The 20832-nt window shown below is 76.2% G+C and carries 23 protein-coding genes; 16 read left to right on the top strand and 7 right to left on the bottom strand.

Going from position 1 to position 20832, the window contains the following annotated elements; translation table 11 throughout:
* Window positions 1–50: 50 nt before the first annotated feature.
* From LPU61_RS30940 to LPU61_RS30910, 7 genes are all read left to right on the top strand, one after another.
* Window positions 51–986 carry a thiamine pyrophosphate-dependent dehydrogenase E1 component subunit alpha gene (locus LPU61_RS30940; protein ID WP_229406916.1) on the top strand — a complete coding sequence of 312 codons (936 nt, stop codon included), beginning with the start codon at window positions 51–53 and terminating at the stop codon, window positions 984–986.
* Window positions 979–1959 (top strand): alpha-ketoacid dehydrogenase subunit beta, encoded by a 981-nt coding sequence (locus tag LPU61_RS30935; protein ID WP_043963310.1) that lies wholly within the window; start codon window positions 979–981, stop codon window positions 1957–1959. Before LPU61_RS30940 ends, LPU61_RS30935 begins: the two co-directional genes overlap by 8 nt.
* Window positions 1956–2747: an SDR family NAD(P)-dependent oxidoreductase gene (locus LPU61_RS30930; protein ID WP_229406915.1), complete on the top strand. Its 792-nt coding sequence runs from the start codon at window positions 1956–1958 to the stop codon at window positions 2745–2747. Before LPU61_RS30935 ends, LPU61_RS30930 begins: the two co-directional genes overlap by 4 nt.
* A 48-nt stretch (window positions 2748–2795) precedes the next feature.
* Window positions 2796–4118: a hypothetical protein gene (locus tag LPU61_RS30925; protein WP_043963311.1), complete on the top strand. Its 1323-nt coding sequence runs from the start codon at window positions 2796–2798 to the stop codon at window positions 4116–4118.
* A gap of 13 nt (window positions 4119–4131) precedes the next feature.
* Complete coding sequence (locus tag LPU61_RS30920; protein ID WP_158499177.1) at window positions 4132–4494, top strand: YciI family protein; 363 nt, start codon at window positions 4132–4134, stop codon at window positions 4492–4494.
* A complete protein-coding gene (locus tag LPU61_RS30915) occupies window positions 4491–6074 on the top strand; it encodes a hypothetical protein (RefSeq protein ID WP_229406914.1) in 1584 nt (527 codons plus the stop codon). The genes LPU61_RS30920 and LPU61_RS30915 overlap by 4 nt, the downstream gene beginning before the upstream one ends.
* A gap of 149 nt (window positions 6075–6223) precedes the next feature.
* A complete protein-coding gene (locus tag LPU61_RS30910; protein ID WP_229406913.1) occupies window positions 6224–6490 on the top strand; it encodes a GlsB/YeaQ/YmgE family stress response membrane protein in 267 nt (88 codons plus the stop codon).
* A gap of 53 nt (window positions 6491–6543) precedes the next feature.
* Here the strand turns inward: LPU61_RS30910 and LPU61_RS30905 are convergent, their stop codons facing one another.
* From LPU61_RS30905 to LPU61_RS30895, 3 genes are read right to left on the bottom strand one after another with little or no spacing between them, the layout of a single operon-like run.
* Complete coding sequence (locus LPU61_RS30905) at window positions 6544–7266, bottom strand: lysoplasmalogenase family protein (RefSeq protein ID WP_229406912.1); 723 nt, start codon at window positions 7264–7266, stop codon at window positions 6544–6546.
* The gene (locus LPU61_RS30900; protein ID WP_077937696.1) at window positions 7263–8129 is read right to left on the bottom strand and encodes a sterol desaturase family protein; all 867 of its coding nucleotides are present in this window, start codon (window positions 8127–8129) and stop codon (window positions 7263–7265) included. Before LPU61_RS30900 ends, LPU61_RS30905 begins: the two co-directional genes overlap by 4 nt.
* On the bottom strand, window positions 8126–8848 hold the full coding sequence (locus tag LPU61_RS30895; RefSeq protein WP_043963317.1) for a FadR/GntR family transcriptional regulator: 723 nt from the start codon (window positions 8846–8848) through the stop codon (window positions 8126–8128). The genes LPU61_RS30900 and LPU61_RS30895 overlap by 4 nt, the downstream gene beginning before the upstream one ends.
* 253 nt (window positions 8849–9101) lie before the next feature.
* On the opposite strand from LPU61_RS30895, the gene LPU61_RS30890 reads away from it, so the two are divergent.
* A complete protein-coding gene (locus tag LPU61_RS30890) occupies window positions 9102–9353 on the top strand; it encodes a hypothetical protein (protein WP_063838578.1) in 252 nt (83 codons plus the stop codon).
* 47 nt (window positions 9354–9400) lie between these two features.
* Here the strand turns inward: LPU61_RS30890 and LPU61_RS30885 are convergent, their stop codons facing one another.
* Complete coding sequence (locus LPU61_RS30885; RefSeq protein WP_374199736.1) at window positions 9401–11221, bottom strand: sulfatase-like hydrolase/transferase; 1821 nt, start codon at window positions 11219–11221, stop codon at window positions 9401–9403.
* 32 nt (window positions 11222–11253) lie between these two features.
* On the bottom strand, window positions 11254–12012 hold the full coding sequence (locus LPU61_RS30880) for a CDP-alcohol phosphatidyltransferase family protein (RefSeq protein ID WP_374199735.1): 759 nt from the start codon (window positions 12010–12012) through the stop codon (window positions 11254–11256).
* Window positions 12013–12134: 122 nt separating this feature from the next.
* Here LPU61_RS30880 and LPU61_RS30875 point away from each other — a divergent pair, with 122 nt between their 5' ends.
* The 7 genes from LPU61_RS30875 to LPU61_RS30845 all read left to right on the top strand — a co-directional run bounded on the left by LPU61_RS30875 (window position 12135) and on the right by LPU61_RS30845 (window position 18079).
* Window positions 12135–13130, top strand: coding sequence for a zinc-binding alcohol dehydrogenase (locus LPU61_RS30875; protein WP_043963319.1), 996 nt, complete (start codon window positions 12135–12137; stop codon window positions 13128–13130).
* Entirely contained in the window at window positions 13118–13516 is a 399-nt protein-coding gene (locus tag LPU61_RS30870; protein ID WP_043963320.1) for a 6-carboxytetrahydropterin synthase, read from the top strand. The genes LPU61_RS30875 and LPU61_RS30870 overlap by 13 nt, the downstream gene beginning before the upstream one ends.
* 68 nt (window positions 13517–13584) lie before the next feature.
* Window positions 13585–14610, top strand: a complete 1026-nt coding sequence (locus LPU61_RS30865; RefSeq protein WP_229406934.1) for a glycosyltransferase family 4 protein — start codon at window positions 13585–13587, stop codon at window positions 14608–14610.
* A 110-nt stretch (window positions 14611–14720) separates the two neighbouring features.
* A complete protein-coding gene (locus tag LPU61_RS30860; RefSeq protein WP_043964629.1) occupies window positions 14721–15548 on the top strand; it encodes a class I SAM-dependent methyltransferase in 828 nt (275 codons plus the stop codon).
* Between the two features lie 37 nt (window positions 15549–15585).
* Complete coding sequence (locus LPU61_RS30855; RefSeq protein ID WP_229406911.1) at window positions 15586–16662, top strand: lysylphosphatidylglycerol synthase transmembrane domain-containing protein; 1077 nt, start codon at window positions 15586–15588, stop codon at window positions 16660–16662.
* A gap of 20 nt (window positions 16663–16682) precedes the next feature.
* Window positions 16683–17336 (top strand): GTP cyclohydrolase II, encoded by a 654-nt coding sequence (gene ribA / locus LPU61_RS30850; protein WP_043963321.1) that lies wholly within the window; start codon window positions 16683–16685, stop codon window positions 17334–17336.
* Window positions 17337–17404: 68 nt separating this feature from the next.
* Window positions 17405–18079 carry a dihydrofolate reductase family protein gene (locus tag LPU61_RS30845; protein WP_255700278.1) on the top strand — a complete coding sequence of 225 codons (675 nt, stop codon included), beginning with the start codon at window positions 17405–17407 and terminating at the stop codon, window positions 18077–18079.
* Window positions 18080–18152: 73 nt separating this feature from the next.
* On the opposite strand, the gene LPU61_RS30840 is transcribed toward LPU61_RS30845, so the two are convergent.
* Window positions 18153–18908, bottom strand: a complete 756-nt coding sequence (locus tag LPU61_RS30840) for a MerR family transcriptional regulator (RefSeq protein WP_229406910.1) — start codon at window positions 18906–18908, stop codon at window positions 18153–18155.
* Window positions 18909–18997: 89 nt separating this feature from the next.
* Between LPU61_RS30840 and LPU61_RS30835 the strand changes: the two genes are divergently transcribed.
* The gene (locus tag LPU61_RS30835; protein WP_229406909.1) at window positions 18998–19540 is read left to right on the top strand and encodes a DUF6194 family protein; all 543 of its coding nucleotides are present in this window, start codon (window positions 18998–19000) and stop codon (window positions 19538–19540) included.
* Here the strand turns inward: LPU61_RS30835 and LPU61_RS30830 are convergent.
* A partial coding sequence (locus LPU61_RS30830; protein ID WP_229406908.1) for a condensation domain-containing protein occupies window positions 19521–20832 on the bottom strand: 1312 nt, incomplete at its 5' end. The genes LPU61_RS30835 and LPU61_RS30830 overlap by 20 nt on opposite strands.

Raw genomic sequence — 20832 nt, 5'->3', positions numbered from 1 at the left:
CTCCACAACCAACGAGCCGGAATAAGGCTCAATTATCTCTGGGGGGTGTGATGGGGCTGCCGGACGACTATCGGCTCATGGCCCGGATCCGCCGGTTCGAGGAGCGGCTGACCGCCCTCAAGGACGCCGGCGAGATCCCGGGCTCGATCCACCTGTGCAACGGCCAGGAGGCCATCCCGGTCGGCGCCTGCCGGGCGCTGCGCGACGGGGACCACGTCACCGCGACCTACCGGGGGCACGGCTGGGCGATCGCCCGGGGCGTCGACCTCACCGGCCTGTTCGCCGAGATGATGGGCCGCGACTCGGCGCTGTGCGGTGGGCGCGCCGCCTCGCCGTACCTGTCGGACCCGGGCCGCTGGTTCGTCGGCGAGAACTCCATCGTGGGCGCCGGGGTGCCGATCGCGACGGGTGCGGCGCTCACCGCGCAGCGCACCGGCAGCGGCGCGGTGTCGGTGGTCAGCATCGGCGACGGCGCGATGAACCAGGGCAACGTGCACGAGGCGCTCAACCTCGCCGCCGTGCTCGACCTGCCCCTGGTGCTGGTGGTGGAGAACAACGTCTACTCCGAGATGTCGCGCATCTCGGACATGGTGCGGGTCAAGCAGCTCGCCGAGCGGGCCGCCGGCTACGGCCTGCCCGGCCGGGTGGTCGACGGCAACGACCCCGACGCCGTCGCCGAGGCGGTCGCCGAGGCCGTGGACCGGGCCCGCGAGGGCTCCGGACCGTCCATCGTGGAGGCCATGACCGAGCGCCTCGTCGGCCACTACAGCGGCGACGCGCAGCACTACCGCCCGGCCGGCGAGATCACCGCCGCCCGGCAACGCGAGCCGCTGGCCCGCATCCGGGCCGCCGCCGACGCCGACCTGACCGCCCGGCTCGACGCGATCGACGCCGAGGTCGACGCCGAGATCGAGGCCGCCGTCACCGCCGCCCGCGCCGTGCCCCACCCGGACCCGGCGACCGCGAGGGAGCACGTCTATGTCTGAGTCGCTGCGCTACATCCAGGCCGTCAACGCGGCCCTCACCTGGGCCCTGGACAGCCGGACCGACACCGTCTACTTCGGCGAGGACGTGGCCCTGCCCGGCGGGCCGTTCGGCGCCACGAAGGGGTTGCACAAGAGGTTCGGCTCCGACCGGATCTTCGACACCCCGATCTCCGAGACCGGCTTCCTCGGCATGGCCCTCGGCGCGGCCATGACCGGCCTGCGGCCGATCGCCGAGATCATGTACGCCGACTTCTCGTTCGTGGCGATGGACCAGATCGTCAACCAGATCGCCACCATCCGCTACTCCAGCGCCGGGCGCTGGAAGGCCCCGCTGGTGATCCGGATGCAGCAGGGCTACTCGCCCGGGGCGTGCGCCCAGCACTCGCACTCGCCGGAGGCGTACTTCGCGCACACCCCCGGCCTGCGGGTCGCGCTGCCGGCCACCCCCGACGACGCGTACCAGATGCTGCGCACCGCCGTCGTCAGCGACGACCCGGTGGTCGTCGCCGAGGCCCGGATGCTCTACCCGACCCGGGGCCCGGTGCGCACCGACGCCCCGGTGGAACCGGTCGGCGGGGCCCGGGTCGTCCGGTCCGGCACCGACGTCACCGTCGTCGCCTGGTCCCGGATGGTGTCGGCGGCCCTCGACGCCGCCACCACCCTGGCCGGGGAGGGCATCGACGCCGAGGTGGTCGACCTGCGCTGGCTCAACCCCCTCGACTTCGACACGGTCGCCGCGTCGGTGGCCCGCACCGGCCGGCTGGTCGTCGCGCACGAGGCCAACCTCACCGGCGGGTTCGGCGCGGAGATCGCCGCCCGGGCCGCCGCCGAGTGCTTCGCCGACCTGCGCGCGCCGATCGCCCGGGTGGCCGCCCCGGACGTGCCGATGCCCGCCGCGCCCGCCCTGCAGGCCGTCGTGGTGCCCGAGGCCGCGACCGTGGCCGACGCGGTACGCCGGACGGTGCGGGCGTGAGCGACGGGGTCCCGCCGTCCGGTGCGGGCACCGGCGGCGGGGCCGCCGCCGGCCTGCTCGCCGGCCGGCGGGTGGTCGTCGTCGGCGGAGCGTCCGGCATCGGCCTGGCCACCGTGGTCGCCGCCGCCGACGCCGGGGCGGCCGTCGCCGTGCTCGACGCCGACTCCGCCGGCGCGGACCGCGCCGCCGCGCGGGCCCGCGCGGCCGGGGCGACGGCCTGCTCCCGCGGCGCGGACGTCACCGTCGAGGACGAGGTGGCCGCCGCGTTCGACGCCGTGGCCGCCGACCTGGGCGGGGTCGACGCCGTGCTGCACGTCGCGGGCGTGATGCGCGGCCAGGGCCTGGACGTGCGCGACGTGCCGGTCGAGCTGTGGGCGCGGGTCATCGCCGTCAACCTCACCGGCCCGTTCCTGGTCGCCAAGCACTCCGCGCGGCACCTGAGCAGGGGCGACGGGGTGCTCGTGCTGGTCGGGTCGAAGGCGGGCGTGCAGACCGGCTCCGGCTCGGTACCCTACGGCGCGAGTAAGGGAGGGTTGCACGGTCTGGCGCTCACGCTGGCCCGCCAGCTCGGTCCACAGGGGATCCGCGTGCACGCGCTCTGCCCGGGGGACATCGACACGCCGCTGATGCGACGGTCGCTGGACGAGGCGCGGGCCAACGGCACCGACGGCGGGCGGATCGCCGCGGTCGAGGCCGCGCTGGGTCGCCCCGAGGACGTCGCCTCGGTGCTGGTCCTGCTGGCGTCGCCGGTCAGTGCCGGCCTCGTCGGCACGGTCTGCGCCGGCTGATCAGCCCACCCACCCCAGGCCAGCGGCGCACCACATGGAGGCAGCATCGTGATCGGGATCATCGGCCCGGAGGACTCGATCCGGCTCGTGCAGGAGGTGGCGGCCGGGGAGGGGCGCGCGGACACCGTCACCGCGCGCGCCTACACCCGGCCCGAACAGGCCCCCGACCTCGCCCGTGAGCTGGACGAGGTGTGCCAGGTGCTGCTGTTCACCGGCCGCATCCCGTACGCGTTCGCCAGCGCGGCCGGCGACCTGCGGGCGGAGATCGACTACGTCCCGCACGCCGGCATCGACCTCTACCGGACCCTGTCGCGGATGCTGCTGGCCAGCGGTGGAAAGCTGCCCCGGGTCAGCGTGGACACCATCGAGGCCGAGATCGTCCGCGAGACGTACCACGACATCGAGGTGGCCCCGCCGACCGAGATCCTGCCGATCGCCGACTCCTCCGGGCTGCTCTTCTCCGGGCTCGACGAGATCACCGCCTACCACCGCGAGCGCTACGCCTCCGGCGCGGTCGAGGCGTGCCTGACCTGCCTCGGCGCGGTGCACCGCGACCTGGCCGACAGCGGGGTGCCGGTGTGGCGCGTCGAGCACACCCGCGCCTCGGTGCGCGACGCGTTGCGCCGGGCCTGGCTCGCCGCCGAGGTACGCCAGTCCCGGGCGACCCAGATCGCCGTGATGATGGTCGACCTCGGCGCGTCGACGCACCGGGCGCAGGACCCGTACCAGGCCGAGCGGCAGCGGCTGCGGGTGCGGGAGGCGCTGCTGGAGCACGCCGAGCGGATGCGCGGCCGGCTCGCCACCGTCGACGACCGGACCATGCTGATCACCACCACCCGAGGCACCGTGGAGAGCGCCATCGCCCGGCACCGCGACGGGCACGCCTCCCTGCTCACCCTGCGCGGGGTCGACGTCGAACACGCCGTCGGCTTCGGCGCGGGCACCACCATCGCCGCAGCCGAGGACAACGCCCGCAAGGCCCTCGCGCTGGGCCGGCACAGCGGCGACACCCACGTGGTCTTCCCCGACGGCGAGGTCTACTCCAGCCGGGAGACCACCGTGCGCCCCCGGCTGCGGGAGACCGCCCCGGGCGTGCTGCGCGTCTCCGAGCAGCTGCGCATCGGGCCGCTGTCGACGCGCCGGCTGCTGGAGGCCCTGCACCAGATGGACCCCGACCAGGTCACCGCCCGCGGGCTGGCCGACGCGTACGGGGTGGAGGCGCGCTCGGCCCGCCGCCTGCTCAAGGCCCTGCGGGCGGCCGGCTTCGCCGAGGAGGTCGGCGTGCACGTGAGCACCGGCGCGGGCCGCCCGCAGGCCGTGTACCGGGTCGCCATGCGGCGGCTGCTCGGCGCGATCGGGGCCGAGGCGTGAGCGGGGCCGGGGCGTGAGCGGCATCAGCGGGGCGGGCGTGGGCGGCCCGGCCCGCCCCGAGGACGCGGGCGCGCCGCTGCGCTTCGAGCCGACGTATCTCGTCACCGCCGCCTTCGCCGCCGACGCCGCCGCCCGGCGCGAACCCCACCGGGCCGCGCACCTGGCGCACGTGCGCGCCCTGCTCGCCGACGGCACCGCCCTGGTCGCCGGGGCGCGCGCCGACCTGACCGCCTCCGTGCTGGTGCTGCGGGCCGCCGACGCGACCGCCGCCCGCGCCCTCGTCGAACAGGACCCCTACTGGCGGCACGGGGTGTGGACCACGCTCGACGTGGCCGACTACCTCGCCGCCACCAGCCACACCCTCGGGAGGACATGATGTCGTCGTACCGCCAGGTTGCCGGCGTGCGGGTGCTCGGGGCCGAGCACGCGCCGTACGCCGCCGGGCTGCTGCGTGAGGCGTGGGGCGACGGCGGCCCCGACGCCGTGCCGGTGCGCCTCGCCGTCGACCCGGCGCTGCCCGAGGGCGGCCACCGCGTCGAGGTGCCGGAGGCCGGCGAGATCCGGCTCACCGGCGACCCGTTCGCCGGCCTGGTGTACGCCGCCCGCGACCTCGTCGACCGCGCCACCGGAGCCGGCCTGCCCGTCGGCGCGTCCGCCGCCGCACCCGGGCTGCCGCTGCGCACCCTGTGGACCTGGGACCACTCGACCAACTGGGACACCCGGCAGCTCGGCCAGCAGGAGATCGGCGCGCTCAACCCGTACGCGAAGTCCGCCGACGCGTTCGGCGCCGACTACCGGCGGCTCGTCGACTTCTGCAGCCGCGAGCGGATCGGCGGCATCGTCGTGTACGGGCTGCTGCGCGACGCCCACGGCGGCGTCGAGGCGGCCCGCGACCTGTGCGAGTACGCCAACGCCCGGGGCGTGCGGATCATCGCCGGGGTCGGCATCAACGCCTACGGCGGCATCTACTTCGACGGCCGGCACCGCTACAACCTGGCCACCTGGCTGCGGCAGCGCCCCGACCTGGCCGCCGAGCTGCCGAAGAAGGTCGGCTTCGACATCGACGAGTTCGGCGACCTGCACTTCCCGGCCAGCGAGTACATGATGGCCGCCTGCCCGTCGCAGCCGGACAACCTGGCCTGGCACCGCGACGCCATCGACTGGCTGCTGGACACCCTGCCCGTCGGCGGGATCAACTTCGAGACCGGCGACTACGGCAGCTGCGCCTGCGCCCGCTGCGCCCGGCGCACCGGCGGCGAGCGCACCTCCTGGTCGTACGAGGCGATGCGCGCGGTCTACCCGACCCTGCTGGAGACCGCCCGCCGCCCCGGCCCGGCCGGGGTGCCGCTGCGCCACCTCGTCGAGGTCTACTGGGACAACATCTTCGACCTCGACGCGCAGCGGCCCCTCGCCGACCTGCCCGACGACGTGGCCTACCAGTACTGCGTGAACCGGGGCTTCTGGTACGACCAGCGCGACCGGCTCACCGCCGCCCACGTCGACCGGCTGCCGCACACCACGAACGTGCTGCGCACCCACGCCGGGTCGCAGTGGAACCGGCAGCGCCACTCCTGGGTGCCCGAGATGTACGCCGACATGGCCACCCGCTGCGGGGCGGCCGGGCTGCGCGGGCTGACCATCTTCGCCGAGGCGGCGGCCTACCACCCGACCAACGAGATCAGCTACCTGGCGTACGCCCGGTTCTCCTGGAACCCGGAGCTGGCCTGGGCGGACTTCTGGCGCGACGAGGTCGCCCCCCGCTTCGGCGGGTCGGCCGAGGCCGAGGCGTTCCGCGACGGCGCGGCCGTGCTCGACGACCCGGCGGCCGACGCGGCGGCCCTGACCGCCGTGCGCGGCGAGGCCCTCGCCATGGTCGCAGCGACCGGCGGGGAGGTGCAGCGCCGCTGGCTGTGGCTCGCCGAGCGGGCCGCCCGGTACGCCCACTCGGCCGGCTGACCGCGCCCGGCCGGCGGCATGACGGTTGCCGCGCGGGACCGTGACAGTCGTGTGAAGAATCCGCCGGTCAGGTGGCGGCGGGTTTGCCGCCCCGGCCACCGGGGGCACGGTGGAGGTGCACGCGACAACCCCTTGAGAGGAACGGCCCAGTGGAAGTCACCGGTTTCTTCACCGCCATCATCATCGGTCTGATCATCGGCGCGCTGGGTCGGCTGGTCGTGCCCGGCAAGCAGAGCATCCCGATCTGGCTCACCCTGCTGATCGGCGTGGTGGCCGCAATCCTCGGCACCCTCGTCGCCGGGGCGCTCGGGGTCGACGAGACGGCGGGCGTCGACTGGATCGAGCTGTTCATCCAGGTCGTCTTCGCCGCGATCGGCGTGTCGATCGTCGCGGGGGCCTACGGCCGCCGCCGCTGACCGCCCGCGCCGACCGCCGGCCCGCCCCCGCACCGGGGCGGGCCGGCGGCGGGTCAGGGTGCCGCCGGGTCGCGCCGCGCCGCGCGGTCGGCCCCGGTCCGGTGCGGTCGGTCGGCCGCACCCGGGCCGCCGGCCGCCGCCCACGCCGTGGTGAGCAGCAGCAGCGCGGCGAGGTAGGTGCCCATCACCAGCAGGCCGTGGCCGGGCAGGGCGGTACCGGCCGCGTCCACGCCGATCAGCAGGTCGGACACGAGGAAGAGCGCCCCGCCGGCCGCCGCGCGCGCCGAGACGCCGGCCGCCGCGGCTGCCATCAGGCACAGCGCGAGGCTGTAGCCGAGCACGGGCAGCCGCAGCGCCCCGAGCGGGCCCCACAGGACGGCGTTGGCCAGCGCCCACAGGGCCAGGTAGCCGGCGACCGCCGCCACGGGCGGCCGCCGGTGCCGGGTGAACGCCACGACGAGGCTGACCTGGGTGCCGAGGAAGAAGCCCATGCCGACCAGGAACGCGGGTTCGCCGGGCAGCAGCAGCGCCACGTCGCCGGCCGTGGCGAAGACCAGCCCGAGCGCGAACGCGTCGAAGCGCCGCCGCCCGCCCGTGCGCGCCGCGCCGGCGGGGGCCCGCCCGGCACCGGGACCGCCGGGGCCGGGCCGCAGCAGCCAGAGCAGCAGCAGCGGGGCCAGCAGCGGCTTGGCCAGCCACTGGAGCACCAGGTTGTCGAGCGCCACGCCGACCAGCTCGACGGCGGCGACCAGCCCGAACGGCGCGAGCCGCCTCACCGGGTGCCCCCGGCGGCCCGGACCGCCCCCGCCGGATCCGGCAGCGGCCGCCAGCCGGGCCGGCGGAACAGGTGGCCCAGCCGGTGCCGCCAGGACGCCGCCGCGCGCACGTCGGCCCAGATCGCCGCGTACTCGTGGGTGGCCACCCGCAGCGGGTTGTAGGTGCCGATGTTCGTGGTCAGCCCGTACCGGGCGGGGGCGCGTTCCGGCTCGAAGGTGCCGAACAGGCGGTCCCAGACGATCAGGATGCCGCCGTAGTTGCGGTCCAGGTACTCGGCGTTCACGCCGTGGTGGACGCGGTGGTGCGACGGGGTGTTGAAGACCCACTCGATCGGCCGGGGCAGCACCCGGATCCGCTCGGTGTGCAGGAAGAACTGGTACAGCAGGCTGACCGACTGCTGGAGGAAGATCATCCACGGCGGGATGCCGAGCAGGGCCAGCGGCAGCCAGAACGGCAGCGACGTCATCGGCGTCCAGCTCTGCCGCAGCGCGGTCGACAGGTTGTAGAACCTGCTGGAGTGGTGCACCACGTGGCTGGCCCAGAACAGCCGCACCTCGTGGTGGGTGCGGTGGAACCAGTAGTAGGCCAGGTCGTCGGCGAGGAACAGCAGCACCCAGGTCCAGACGCTGGTGGGGGAGAGCTGCACCGGCGCGACGGTCCACAGGCCGGCGTACAGGCCGATGGTGAGCAGCTTCCACGGGAAGCCGATCACCTGGCTGCCCGCCCCCATGGTGAGGCTCGTGGCGGTGTCGCGCAGCTCGTAGCCCCGTTCGTCGTCGTCGGGAGCGAACCGGTAGGACAGCGCCTCCACGACGATGAGCAGCAGGAACGCGGGCACGGCGTAGAGCACGGCGGGGATCATGCGCGGCACTCCTGTCCCGGCGCGGCGGGGGCGGCGAGGGCGGCGGTGAGCAGGGACCGGGCCTGCCGCGCGGCGTCGTCGCCCCGGCCGGCGGCGATCGCGGCGGCGAGCCGCCGGTGCCCGGCGACGTCGAGCAGCTCGGCGGCGCGCCGCTGCGGCGGCACCTCGCCGACGGCGAGCGCGCCGGCCACGAGGCTGTTGAAACCCAGCAGGTACGCGGTGTTGCCGCAGCCGCGCACGACGTGCCGCCACAGGGTGATGTTGGCCTCGGCCATCCGGGGCAGGTCGGGCGCGAGCGCGGCGTACTCCTCGACGGCGCGGGTGACGGTGTCCCGCGTCGCCGCGTCGGCCCGTTCGGCGCAGAGCCGGGCGGCGTCGACGCCGATGCAGGCGCGCATCTCCAGCATGTCCCGCACCAGCGTGTCGACCGGCAGGACGTCGCCGGAGCGGACCAGGGACAGGGCGAGGTCGAGCCCGGCGTGCACCCGCCAGTCGAGCACCCGGGTCGCGCCGCCCTGGCTGACCCGGACCAGGCCGAGCTGTTGCAGGCGGCGCAGCGCCTCGCGCACGGCGTGCCGGTTCACCGCGAACGCGGCGGCCAGCTCCCGCTCGCCGGGCAGGGTGTCCCCGGGCCGGTACGCGCCGCTGACGACGGCGTCGCGGAGCTGGGCGAAGACGTGGTCGGAGACGGAACCCCGGGGGACAGGGACGAAGGTCATGCGGTGCAGTGTGGCCCCGCCCACATCAACCCGTCAACTGGTTGGACCACTCGGGTTCGCCGTCGGCGACGCCGGCAACCGCATTTGCGGCGGGGAACGACAATCGGCGGGGTGTGACCAACCGCCTGCCCGGGGCGGGTTTAGCGGGCCGGAATGCCGGTCAACCTGTTCGGGTAGCGACGACGAGAGGGGTTTCCGCGTGTCCGGCACAACGCACCACCGGTCCAGTCACGACACGGCTCCGCCGAGCGACGTGACGGACACGCTGCTGTGGCGGCTGGCGTACGACGTCGCCGAGGCCCACCAGCCCGACGCCACCGGCCGCTGCCAGAACCTGCTCTGCGGCGGCCGGCAGGCCCCGTGCGACCCGCTGCTGAACGCCGAGCGCGCCATGCGGCTGGCCCGGGGCGACGCCGCAACGGGAGCGCAGGCCCCCGCGCCCCGTCCCCGACCCGCCGCGCCGGCCCGGCCCGAACACCCCCGCTCCGGGCGGGAGGCGGCCTGACCGCCCCCGGCGCCACAGCGGCCTGACCGGCCCGAACGGCACCGCGGTCAGCGCGGCGCGGCGGCCGGCGGCGCCCCGGGGTCGGGCTGGGACCCGAACGTCGTGAGGAAGCGGTCCCGGAAGGTGTCCATCCGCCACACCGGCGCGCCCGGACCGGGCCGCAGCCCGTCCTGCCACTGCCAGCCGTCGATCCGGTCGACCACCTTCGGGTCGCGGGCCACGACGGTGACCGGCACGTCCCGGCTGGCGTCCTCGCCGGTGACGACCGGGGAGGGCTGGTGGTCGCCGAGGAAGACCAGCACCAGGTCGTCGTCGCCGTAGGTCTCCACGTAGGAGATCAGCGACTTCAGCGTGTACTCGACGGTGCGCCGGTAGTCCGCGCGGATCTGGGCGGCGGTGCGGCGCACCGGCTTGCCGCCGACGTCGGCCACCGCCGAGTTGCGGTGGTAGACCGAGCCGTCGCCCACGTCGTCCCAGTCGATGACCCGGGGGAACGACGTCCACGGTGAGTGGCTGGACGTCAGCGGGATCTCGGCCATCACCGGCGGGTGGCCGGGGGCCGACCGCTCGCGGCGCTGCAGCTCCGACAGGGCGTACTGGTCCGGCATGAGGAAGTAGCCCAGCTTCGGCCCCCGGTAGCCCAGCTCCCGGGCCGGGTAGAACTGGTCGTAGCCGTAGAACTTCCCCTCCGGCCAGTCGGCCAGCGCGCCGGGCATCACCCCGACGGTCCGCCAGCCCGCCCGCTGGAACGCCCCGCCTAGGGTGAGCCGGTCGGTGGCGAGCAGACTGCGGTGCCGCTGCTGGCTGTCGATCCACAGCCCGGACAGCAGCGTGGCGTGGGCCAGCCAGCTTCCGCCGCCCGCCGTCGGGGACGTCAGGTACGCGCTGCGGGAGGTGAACCCGGCCGCCCGCAGCCGCCGGGTGCCCTCGTCGAGCACCGTGCCGACCTGCGCGAACTCCGGCTCCTCCACCGCGTCGCGGCCGTAGCTCTCGACGAACGCGACGACGACGTCCTTGCCGCGCAGCGCCGTCAGCAGCTGGTCACCCGGCGTGTCCCGGAACCGGTCGGCGGCGACCTCGGCGGCGAACACGTCGCCGTCGGACAGCCCGCCGCGCACCTGGTCCGCGTGGTAGCGGACCAGGGCGGTCGCGCCGCTGTCGGCCACCGGCACCCCGGGGACGATCCGCACCCCGAGGGCGGCGCAGGCGACCCAGCCGACGGTCAGCGCCGCGACGGCCCTTCTCGCCCCGGTGTCGTGGCGGGCGAGCAGCGTGGCCAGGCGCAGCGCGGCCAGCGCCAGCGCCACGAGCAGGCCCACGGCGAGCAGCACGACGCCCACGGCGGCGCCGACCGCGCCGGCCCGGCCGACCGAGCCGGCGAGGAACGCGTACGCGTCGTCGAACAGCACCCAGTCCGACACCAGGTCGAAGGGGCGGTCCCAGGCGACCTGGAAGCCCAGGTCGATGAGCCTGACCACGGTGACCAGCCCCAGGGCGGCCCCGGTCAGGGCGGCGACCACCCGGCGGGGGCGCGGCGGCAGGGCGAGCAGGGCGGCGGCGACGATCAGCGCCTCGACCGGCAGCCGCAGGAACGCGGCCGGGCTCAGCTCCCGCAACTGGTCCGGCGCGGTGAGGGCGGCGGCCACGAGCAGCGCGGCCAAGGGGCCGCCGACCGCCCGGCGGACCCGTCGACCCCGCCCCGGCACCTCGGCCGGCCGGCCCGCGTCGTCCGCCGCGCGCCGACCCTCGTCGCCGCCCGTGCCGTCGCCGGTGGCGTCGGTGGGGCCCTCGCCCGTCGGATCGTCGCCCGTGGCGCGGGGCGGGTCGTCGCCGGCCGCGTCGGTCGGGTCGCCCGTGTGGTTCGTCACGTCGTCTTCTCTCCCGTGCAGGGGGTGGGCGGTCAGGCCGGCAGGTGGGCCGGCACCCGGACCGGCTCGTCCCGGCGCAGGGCCGCGCCGTCGGTCGCGGCGACCGGGCGATGCCGCCACAGCCACCCCACGTCGCGCCCGAAGGACTCGACGAGCAGCGCGAACGCCCCGGCCAGCAGCACCGTCGCCCCGACCGGCGGCAGGACCCCGGCCGCGGCGACGACCAGGACGATGCCCTGGAGCGCGGCGACGACCTTACGCCACTGCCGCGGCGGCAGCGTCCCGCGCAGCCACGGCGACGTCCAGCCGGCCACCACGAAGGCGTACCGCATCGCGCCCAGGGTGAGCACCCACCCCCCGGCCGTGGGCGCGAGGTGCACGCCCAGCAGCAGGATGAGGTACGCGTCGACCTCCATGTCGAACCGGGCCCCGAGGTCGCTCTCGGTGCCGGTGCGCCGCGCCACCTGCCCGTCGACGGCGTCCAGCAGCAGCGCCACGGCGGCGAGGCCGACCAGCAACGGCACCGGCGCGGCCCGGGTGAACCCGTCGGCCACCAGCGCCGTCACCCCGCCGATCAGCACCGCCCGGCCCAACGTCACCACGTCCGCCGGCCCCAGGCCGGAGCCGCCCGCCCCGCGCAGCGCCCGGGCGAGCAGCCCGCACAGGACCATCCCGTACGCCGTGCCGGCGAGCCAGCCCGCCGGGCCGAGGCCGACGGTCGCGCCGATCCCCGCCAGCAGGACGAACAGGCTGACCAGTCCTGCCAGCGGACCGTGTTGAACCCTGCGCACCGTGCCTCCGTGTTTGATGATCGAGAGACTGCTGTTCGACGGGCTGTCGACAGACAACACGGATCTGCCGGCCAAATGGTTCGGCGGGCGAGGAGGACGACGGTGGCGACGAGGACATTCCGGTGACCGGCGAGGCGTACGCGTTCTGGCTGCGTGAGCCCGGGGTGGGGGAGATCCGCCCCGCGGTGCTGCCCGCCCCCGCCCCCGACGAGGTGCTGGTGCGCGCCCGCTACTCGGGGGTCAGCCGCGGCACCGAGACCCTCGTCTTCGCCGGCCGGGTCCCCGTCGACCAGCACACCGCGATGCGCGCCCCGTTCCAGGAGGGCGACTTCCCGGCCCCCGTGAAGTACGGCTACCTCAGCGTCGGCGTCGTCGAGCAGGGCCCGGCCGAGCTGCGCGGGCGGACCGTGTTCTGCCTGCACCCGCACCAGAGCGCGTACGTCGTGCCCGCCTCGGCCGTGGTGCCGGTGCCCGACGGGGTGCCGGCGGCCCGCGCGGTGCTCGCCGGCACCGTGGAGACCGCCGTGAACGCCCTGTGGGACGCCCCGCCGCTGATCGGCGACCGGGTGAGCGTCGTCGGCGCGGGCATGGTCGGCTGCGGGGTCGCCGCGCTGCTCGCCCGCTTCCCCGGGGTACGGGTCGAACTGGTCGACGCCGACCCCGCCCGGGCCGCCGTCGCCGCCGCGCTCGGCGTCGACTTCGCCACCCCCGAGCGGGCCACCGGCGGGCGCGACCTGGTGGTGCACGCCAGCGCCACGTCCGAGGGGCTCCAGCGGTCGCTGGAGCTGCTCGCCCCGGAAGGCACGGCGTTGGAGCTGAGCTGGTACGGCGACCGCGCGGTGCGGCTGTCGCTGGGCGGGGCGTTCCACTCCGGCCGGTTGACCGTGCGCAGCAGCCAGGTGGGCATGGTCGCCCCGGCCCGCCGGGGCAGCCGCACGTACGCCGACCGGCTCGCCCTCGCCCTCGAACTGCTCGCCGACCCCGCGTTCGACGCGCTGATCACCGGCAGCTCGCCGTTCGCGGAACTGCCCGACGTGCTCGCCGGCCTCACCGACGGCAGCCTGCCCGCCCTGTGCCACCTCATCACCTACCAGGAGAGTGACCCGTGTTCAGCGTGACCGTCCGCGATCACATGATGATCGCCCACAGCTTCCGCGGCGACGTCTTCGGCCCGGCGCAGCGCCTGCACGGGGCCACGTTCGTCGTCGACGCCACGTTCCGCCGCCCCGACCTGGACGCCGACGGCATCGTCGTCGACATCGGCCTGGCCACCGAGCAGCTGCGCGCCGTCCTCGGCGAGCTGACCTACCGCAACCTCGACGACGAGCCCGCGTTCGCCGGGGTGAACACGACCACGGAGGTGCTGGCCCGCACGGTCGCCGACCGGCTCGCCGACCGGGTGCACGCCGGCGATCTCGGCGCGGGCGCGCGGGGACTGGCCGGGATCACCGTCACCCTGCACGAGTCGCACGTCGCCTGGGCCAGCTACGAGCGGCCCCTGTGACAGCCCCGGCCCCGGCCGGCGGGGGCGTCCCGGCCGGCGGGGCGGCTCCCGCCGGCGCCCGTCCCGAGGTGCACGTGGTGCTCCCCGGAGACATCGACGACCCGGCCACGCCCAGCGGTGGCAACCACTACGACCGGCGGGTCTGCGCCGGGCTGGCCGACGCCGGCTGGCGGGTCCACGAGCATCCGGTGCCCGGTGACTGGCCGACGCCCGGCCCGGCCGCGCGGGCCGACCTCGCCGCCCGGCTCGCCGCCCTGCCCGACGGCGCGGTGGTGCTGCTCGACGGCCTCGTCGTCTCGGTCACGCCGCAGGAGCTGGAGGCGCAGGCCGACCGGCTGCGGCTCGTCGTGCTGGTCCACATGCCGCGCGACGACGCCGCCGAGGCCCGCGCCCTGGCCGCCGCCACGGCCGTCGTCGCCACCAGCGAGTGGACCCGCCGCCGACTGCTCGACCGGTACGGGCTGCCCGCCGACCGGGTCCACGTCGCCGTGCCGGGGGTCGACCCCGCGCCACCGGTCGCCGGCACGGCCGCCGGCACGGCGCTGCTCTGCGTCGCGGCCCTCGCCCCGCACAAGGGGCACGACGTGCTGCTGGCGGCCCTGGCGGCGGTGGCGGACCTGCCGTGGCGGTGCGCCTGCGTCGGCACGCTGACCCGCGACCCCGCCTACGTGCGGCGGCTGCGCCGGCAGGCCGACGGGTCCGGCCTGACCGGGCGGGTGGAACTGCTCGGCCCGCGCACCGGCCCCGCCCTCGCCGCCGCGTACGCCGCCGCCGACCTGCTGGTGCTGGCCTCGCGCGGCGAGACGTACGGGATGGTCGTCACCGAGGCCCTCGCGCGGGGCATCCCGGTGCTGGCCACGGACGTCGGCGGCGTGCCCGAGGCGTTGGGCCACGCCCCCGACGGCGTACGTCCCGGCCTGCTGGTGCCGCCCGACGACCCGGCGGCGCTGGCCGGCGCGCTGCGCGCCTGGCTGGGCGACGCCGGCCTGCGGGAGCGGCTGCGCCGCGCCGCCCGCGCCCGCCGGCCGGCCCTGACCGACTGGTCGACCACCTCCACCATCCTCGCGGCGGTCCTGAAGGGAGCGGCGACATGAGCGACGCCCATGGCGGCGGGGGCCCGACGGCCCACCCGCGCGACGGCCACGGCACCGGGAACCCGACGGTCCGCACGCGCGACGACGGCCACGACGGTGCGGCGGGGCACATGAGCGACGGCGACGACACCGCCGCCTTCGCCGGCTGGCTGCGACTGCGGGAGCCCGCCGACGCGGCGGCCCGCGCGGTGGACCTGCTGGCACCGGTGCGCCGACGCCTCGCCGGCGACCGGCCGGTCGTGATCCACGACCTGGGCGCCGGCACCGGGTCGATGGGGCGCTGGCTGGCCCCCCGGCTGCCCGGCCCGCAGCACTGGGTGCTCCACGACCGCGACCCCGGCCTGCTGGAGCGGGCCCGGGCCGCCCTGGCGGGCCTCGCCGCCTCCGGCGGCGGCGAGGTCACCGTGGAGACCCGGCAGGGTGACATCACCCGGCTGTCCGCCGCCGACCTCGCCGACGCGTCCCTGGTCACCGCGTCGGCGCTGCTGGACATGCTCACCGCCGAGGAGGTCGAGCGGATCGTGGCGGCCTGCGCCGGCCGGCCCACGCTGTTCACCCTCACCGTGGTCGGCCGGGTGCGGCTGACCCCCGCCGACCCGCTGGACGCCGAGGTCGCCGCCGCGTTCGACGACCACCAGCGGCGCGTCGCCCTCGGCCGGGGCGCGCTGCTCGGCCCCGACGCCGTCGCCGCCTGCGTGGCCGCGTTCGCCCGCCGGGGCGTCGACGTGCTGACCCGGCCCAGCCCGTGGCGGCTCGGCCCGGACCGCGCCGAGCTGACCGCCGAGTGGTTCACCGGCTGGCTGGGCGCCGCCCGCGAGCAGCGGCCCGAGCTGACCGGGCGAACCACGGCGTACGGCCGAACCCGGCGGGCCGCCGCCCACGCCGGTACGCTCGACGTCCTGGTCGACCACGCCGACCTGCTCGCCGGCTGCGGGTGAACCATCCGGGCGTGCCACACGTGAACCCGGAGGAAAGATGATCGTGCAGGGAGGTCCGGGTTTGCCAGCGAGCACGGAACCGGCGGCGTCGCCCGCCACACGCGTCGGCCGGCTGCCCCGGTCGTTCTGGGGGTGGGCGCGCACCCTTGCCGGGGTCGCGGTGCTGGCGGCCCTGCTCTGGCGGCTGGGCAGCGGCCCGTTCGTCGCCGGGCTGCGCCTGATCGACGGCGCGGCCGTCGCGGCGGCGCTCGGCATCGGCCTGGTCACCACCGTCTGCGCCGCGTGGCGGTGGAGCCTGGTCGCCGCCGGGCTGGGCGTCCGGCTGCCGCTGCGCGAGGCGGTGGCGCACTGCTACCGGGCCGTGTTCCTCAACTCCACCCTGCCCGGCGGGGTGCTCGGCGACGTCGACCGCGCGGTGCGTCACGGCCGCGACTGCGGGGACGTCGGCCGGGGCGTGCGGGCCGTGGTCTGGGAGCGCACGGCCGGCCAGGCGGTCACGGTGGTCCTCGCGGTGGGCGTGCTGGCCGCGTTCCCCTCGCCGGTGCGGCAGCACCTGCCGGCGGCGGCGGGGCTGGTCGTCGCCGCCGGCCTGGGCGCGGTGCTGCTGGGTCGCGTCGCGCCCCGGTCGGGGGCGTCGCGGTGGGCGCGGGCGCTGCGCACCGCCGTGGCCGACGTCCGCTCCGGCGTGCTGGGCCGGCGGACCTGGGCCGGCGTGCTGGTCGCCTCCGCCGTGGTGCTGGCGGGCCACCTGGCCACGTTCGTCGTCGCGGCCCGCACGGCGGGCGTCGACGCGCCGCTGTCCCGGCTGCTGCCGCTGACGCTGCTCGCGCTGCTCGCGATGATCCTGCCGCTGAACGTGGGCGGGTTCGGGCCGCGCGAGGGGGTGGCCGCGTGGGCGTTCGCCGCCGCCGGCCTGACCGCCGCCGAGGGCGTTGCCGCCGCCACCGTGTACGGGGCGTTGGCGCTGGTGGCGAGCCTGCCCGGGGGCGTGGTGCTGCTGGCCCGCCGGCTTCCGCCGCCTGCGGCGACCGGCGTCGTGTCCCCGGCCCCCGTCGCCACCGCCCGCGCCGCCCGGTGGGTGTCGCGTCCGGCGCGCACCGGCGTGCACGGTTGACCGTCCGACGAAGGAGACCGATGTCCGAAGCACTGCCCGTCGCGACCATCCGGACCCAGGTGACGGTCCCGCTGCGCTTCCCCGACGGCTACGCCACCACCGCCCGGGTGTTCTCGTTCCACGGCCTCGTCGATGGCCGGGAGCACCTCGCGTTCGGGCTCGGTGACTGGTCGGTCGCGGTGGACCGGGCCGCCGCCGGCGGGTCGCCGCCGCTGGTCCGCCCGCACAGCGAGTGCCTGACCGGGGACGTGTTCGGCAGCCAGCGGTGCGACTGCGGGCCGCAGTTGCGCGAGGCGGTCGAGCGGATCGCCGCCGCCGGTGGGCTCCTGCTCTACCTGCGCCAGGAGGGGCGCGGCATCGGCCTGTACGCCAAGCTCGACGCGTACGCCCTGCAGGACGCCGGGCTGGACACCTACGAGGCGAACCTGGCCCTGGGGCGGGGCGCGGACGAACGGGACTACACGGTCGCCGCGCAGATGCTGGCGGCCCTCGGCGCCGAGCGGGTGGCCCTGCTCAGCAACAACCCGGACAAGGCCGACCAGCTGCGCCGGCTCGGCATCGAGGTGGCCGAGCGGGTGCCCACCGGGCTGCACCTGTCCGACGCCAACGCCGGCTACCTCGCGGCCAAGGTGGACCGCGCCGCCCACACCATCGACCTCCCGTTCGTCCGGTGACCGCCGCCGCGCCGACTCCGCAGGACGCCGCGCCGGCCGCCGGCGCGCCCGCGACGCCCCGGCCGTACGTGCTGCTCAGCTGCGCCATGTCGATCGACGGCTACATCGACGACGCCAGCGACCAGCGGCTGCTGCTGTCCAACGAGGCGGACCTGGACCGGGTCGACGCCGTGCGGGCCGGGTGCGACGCGATCCTCGTCGGCGCGGCCACCGTCCGGGCCGACGATCCGCGCCTGGTGATCCGCTCGCCGCAGCGGCGCACCGAGCGGGCCGCGCGCGGCCTGCCGCCGTCGCCGACGAAGGTGACCGTCACCGCGAGCGGCGACCTCGACCCGGCGGCCCGGTTCTTCACCGTCGGGGACGCCGAACGGGTCGTCTACTGTGCCACGTCCGTGCTGGCGCGGACCCGGCACCGGCTCGGCGGCCTGGCCACCGTCGCCGACGGCGGTGACCCGGTCGACCCCTGCCGGGTGCTGGCCGACCTGGCCGCCCGGGGGGTGCGCCGGCTCATGGTGGAGGGCGGCGCGGCCGTGCACGCCCTGTTCCTCGGTGCCGGCCTCGCCGACGAGCTGCACCTGGTGGTCGCCCCGTTCTTCGTCGGCGACCGCCGCGCGCCGCGCTTCCCCGGCGAGGGCCGGTTCCCGTGGCACCCCGGCCGCCGCGCGGGCTTGGCGGAGGTCCGCCAGATCGGCGACGTCGTCCTGCTGCGCTACGCCCTGTCCGGGCGCTGCCCCGGCGCGTGACCGGCCCGGTCGCCGCGCGGGGTGCCTGCTGCGGTCGCCCGCGCAGGCTGCGGGGGCTGGCCCGCCGCGCGGGTCAGTCGTCCGGCGGGGACAGGTGCTCCGCGAGTCGGACGGCGGCGGTGAGCATGGCGCGGCCCCGGTCGGTGAGCCGCCGCCGCCAGTTCTCCAGGGACTCGGCCAGCGGCTCGGTGCCGGCCGCGTCGCGGACCTGCCGCACGACCGTGGCGATGTGGTCCAGCCGGTAGCCGCCGCGCCGCAGCAGGTGGGCCAGTTCGGCGTCGCGCACGTCGTCGGCCGAGTAGAGGCGGTAGCCGGTGGCCCGACCCCGGCTCGGCGCGAGGATGCCGGCCCGTTCCCACTTGCGCAGGGCCGCCGGGGTCACGCCGACCCGGCGGGCGAGACCACCGATCGCCAGGGGTCGCTCGGGTCGGCCCGGAGGGGACAGGTCGGGACGGGCCGTCGGGGGCCGGTCGGGTCGGCTCGCCGCCGGTGGCCGCGTGAGCAGGCCCACGGCCACCTCGACGGCGTCCAGCGTCTCCCGGTCGCGCAGCAACTGGGCGTGGCTGCGGTCGATCGCCCGCAGGGCGGCGTCCATGTCACCGGCGTTGACGGCGCGCATGATCTCGCCACTGGTGGCGTACCCGTGCGCCGGGATCAGCGCCAGGTAGGCGCGCAGCGCCCGGACGTGCACGGCCGTGTAGGCGCGGTAGCCGCTGGGCGTGCGCCGGGCCGGGGGCAGCACCCCGTCGCGCTCGTAGTTGCGGACCGTCTGCGTCGAGATGCCGTGCTCGCGCGCGAGGTCGGCTGGCCGGTAGGAACTCCTGCGCACCTGACCTCCCGTTTGATGCTTATCCCCGGCTCCGCTGCCTGATTCTCGGCCCCAGCTTCACAAGGGAGTTCAACGATACGGTAGAGGTCATGAGCCAGCCTTCCCCGAGCGTCCCCGCCGCCGGCGTCCCGACCGAGGCCGAACTCGCCCAGCGGATCCTCGCGCTGCCCGGCGTCACGCAGGTGCGGGCCGACGCGGCGTCGGGCGCGCCCCCGGCCAGTTGGGGCGAGCGGTTCTTCTTCGTCGGCCCGGACCGCCGCCGGCCGTTCGCCACGATCGTCGCGCACGACACGCCCGGGTTCGACGAGGACTCGCGCCTCGACCGGCCCGACGTCCACCGTCTCAACGTCGAACTGGGCCGCGCCGAGTTCCAGCGCCGGTTCGGCTACCCGCCCGCGCGCTTTCCCGACCACCGGGCCGGCATCGACTTCACCCGGCAGGGCGAGATCATGCCCCACCCCGCGTACGGCCTGCACGGCTGGGCGTGCGTCCTGCGTCCCGGCACCGACCTGCTCCCGGAGGTGGACCGGCTGCTCGCCCACGCGCACGCCCGGGCGGTCGACCGGCACCGGCGGGCCGGCGGCCGCCCGGGGCTGGACGGGGGCGGGGCCCTCAGCGCGCCGGGCCGGTGACCTGGGGGCCCGCTTCGAGGAAGCGCAGCATGTGAGCGCCCAGCTCCTCGGCGAGGGCGAACGGCAGCAGGTCGGTGCGGATCGTGATGCGCAGCAGGGCGTCGGCGTGGCGGGGGATCGCCTCGACGGTGAGCCCGCTCATCACCTCCCGGGCGTACGGTTCGACGACCTCCTCGGTGCGGCAGCCGGGCAGGTCCAGCGGGAGCACCACGTTGTCCTGGTACGCGAAGCCGGGCAGGCCGGCGACGACCTCGCTGGGCAGCCCGACGGCCGGGTCGGCGGCGCTCTCCGAGAACGGCACGTCCTGGGCGGCCATCAGCTCGTCGACGGTCTGCTGGACGTGCCGGATCAGGTCCTGACCGGGCTCGAACCGGACCCGCACGCAGTTGGAGTTGATCCGGGTGGTGAACGCGGAGTCGAGGACGCGGCTGCCGCGCTTGGCCACGATCATGAGCAGGCCGATGTCGTCCTGGTGGTGGACGGCGCGCAGGGCGGTGGCGAAGGCGGCGACGAAGTAGCTGGAGCGGCTGAACCGGTGCTCCCGGGCCGCCTGGTCCCAGCGCTGCAGGACCTGCGGGCTGACGGTGAGGATGTGCCCGGCCTTCGGGCCCCAGGCGAGGGCCTGCTCCAGCGGCACCTTGAGCTCGCCGTCGCCCTGGCGGGGGAGGCCGTGGAGTTGGGTGCGCCAGTATGCGCGTTGGGTGGGCAGGTCGGCGGCGTCGTGGAGCCGGGCGTACTCGTCGTAGGTCTGGCGGAGGGTGGGCGCGGGGCGGTCCCATTCGGGGGCCTTGCCGGCGAGGCGGGCGGTGTAGGCGTGGGTGAGGTCGTGGACGAGGAGGGTGTGGGACCAGCCGTCGAAGGCGATGTGGTGGATGCCGATGCCGAGGAGGGTGCGGTTGGTGGAGCGGTCGCGGATGATGGCGGTGCGCCAGTTGCGGCCTTGGGTGTAGTCGAGGGGTTGTTGGACGGCGTCGGCGAGTTGGTCGAGGGCGTCCTGGGTGGTGGTGGCGTCGGTGAGCAGGAGCAGTTGGGGCATGCCGGGGTTGGGCGGGATGATCGCGACGGGTGGGTCGACGCGTCGGTAGCGGGCGTGCAGTGCCTCGTGCCGGCGGTGCACGTCGCCGAGCGCGGCCATCAACGCCCGCAGATTGAGCTCACCCTCCACCCACCAGGTGGTCGGGCAGACCAGCTCGAAGGGGAGCCAGACGCACTTGGCGACCGACAGCGTCAGCGGCACCGGTTTCGCCGGCCCGGAGCGGGCGGCACCCGACGGTTTTCCGCCTCGACCCGGA

It is taken from the genome of Micromonospora sp. NBRC 110038 (assembly GCF_020884815.1).
Classification (GTDB): Bacteria; Actinomycetota; Actinomycetes; order Mycobacteriales; family Micromonosporaceae; genus Micromonospora; species Micromonospora haikouensis.
The sequence above is the reverse complement of the archived record's forward strand: the minus strand, read 5'-3'. Positions and strand labels throughout refer to the sequence as shown.